General features: G+C 44.9%; 2 protein-coding genes. Both read left to right on the top strand.

The genetic code is table 11. The annotated features are described in order from the left end of the window. Nucleotides 1–44: 44 nt before the first annotated feature. A complete protein-coding gene (locus QSJ80_RS15490) occupies nucleotides 45–488 on the top strand; it encodes a GIY-YIG nuclease family protein (RefSeq protein WP_285765375.1) in 444 nt (147 codons plus the stop codon). Between the two features lie 350 nt (nucleotides 489–838). Beyond that, the gene (locus QSJ80_RS15485) at nucleotides 839–1,300 is read left to right on the top strand and encodes a hypothetical protein (RefSeq protein WP_285765374.1); all 462 of its coding nucleotides are present in this window, start codon (nucleotides 839–841) and stop codon (nucleotides 1,298–1,300) included. The last annotated feature ends 20 nt before the right edge of the window (nucleotides 1,301–1,320 follow it).

Raw genomic sequence — 1,320 nt, 5'->3', positions numbered from 1 at the left:
CGCTATGTCGCGCTGAGCCAGGCGTTATGTGTTCAGGAGGAACAATGCCTAATAAAGAAGAATTAATAAAATATACAGCGGAGTTTTTCGAGAGGCATTGGCCAAGAGATCTAGAGCTGAGTCCACCGGTATGGGACATTGGATGGTCTTGGAGCGGGTCTGTCCCACACCATGATAAAGGAGGGGTCTATGCGCTCTTTTCTGCTAATGGTGATGTTCTCTATGTAGGGCTAGGGATTTCCAGTGGAGGTGGGCCGTATGATCAACACGGAATTTCTAGACGCTTAATTGCTCACGTAATAGCCACCGATAAAAGTAAGGGGCGTGGACATTACGTACCACAGGACAAGTGGCAAGACGTCAAAGATCTGGGTGCAGTTGGCTTTCCGGCTGAATACTCTTACTTGGCAGCCGCATTAGAAGATTTCCTGATCCGGAAGCTAGCTCCGTCAAGAAATGCGGTCAAAAAAAGAGGAGTGGTCGCATAAAGTGCGGAACACATAACAAATGGCTGCAGCCGACTCCATAAGCTTTGCTTCGCTTTTGTGATGTTCGCTGCGCTCACATTTTCACACAAAAGCTCTGCGTCGCTATGTCGCGCTGAGCCAGGCGTTAAGCATTTTTTGAAGTTATGAGTAGTAGTTGGAAGCACAAAGTTTCATTGGAATACAAATTTAGAGCGTACCTTGCCGCAATTTTTGTGTGGGTCGCTTTCAACCTCTTTACTAGTCTGTCTACCGGGAACACAGATTTTCCAGACAACTATTTCGTTCTTGTCTGCTGCCTTCTAGTAGCGGGGTTCAAGTGCTCTTATGGGGTTTCCTTTAAGGATGGCCAAATGAATGAGCACCAGTTGGGGATGATTACAAGTAATATTGATCTCTATAAGGTCAAGGACGTCAAAGATGTAGACGGTTGTATTGAAATATGTGGCGCTGATGGCAGTCGCTTTAGTATTGCTTATGGAAGGCTTCCAAAAAGTGCGCATAACGAAGTGTTGAGTAGCATCAAACCTCTATTTGGCAAAGAGCCGGAAAAAATTCATAAATCATCCGTGACAACCGTCGTAAAGAATGCGTTGCATAACTACACGTATAATATATTTGGCGGGATAGTTCTAATTGGCTTAGCAGCTATTGGGCACTTCACTGGAACAATCTATTCTCTAGGTCGGCATGGACCATTAGAAAAAGCAAATGACGAATATTTGTTCGCATTTTTTCTCGTATTACATTCGGTGCTGGGCGTAGGAACGCTGATCTATGGCGTTATTGGCAAGCTCCGTCAAAGAAATGCTTAACAAATGAATGAAGGACGACG

Origin of the sequence: Biformimicrobium ophioploci, from assembly GCF_030270605.1 — a bacterium.
Taxonomy (GTDB): domain Bacteria; phylum Pseudomonadota; class Gammaproteobacteria; order Pseudomonadales; family Cellvibrionaceae; genus Biformimicrobium; species Biformimicrobium ophioploci.
The sequence above is the reverse complement of the archived record's forward strand: the minus strand, read 5'-3'. Positions and strand labels throughout refer to the sequence as shown.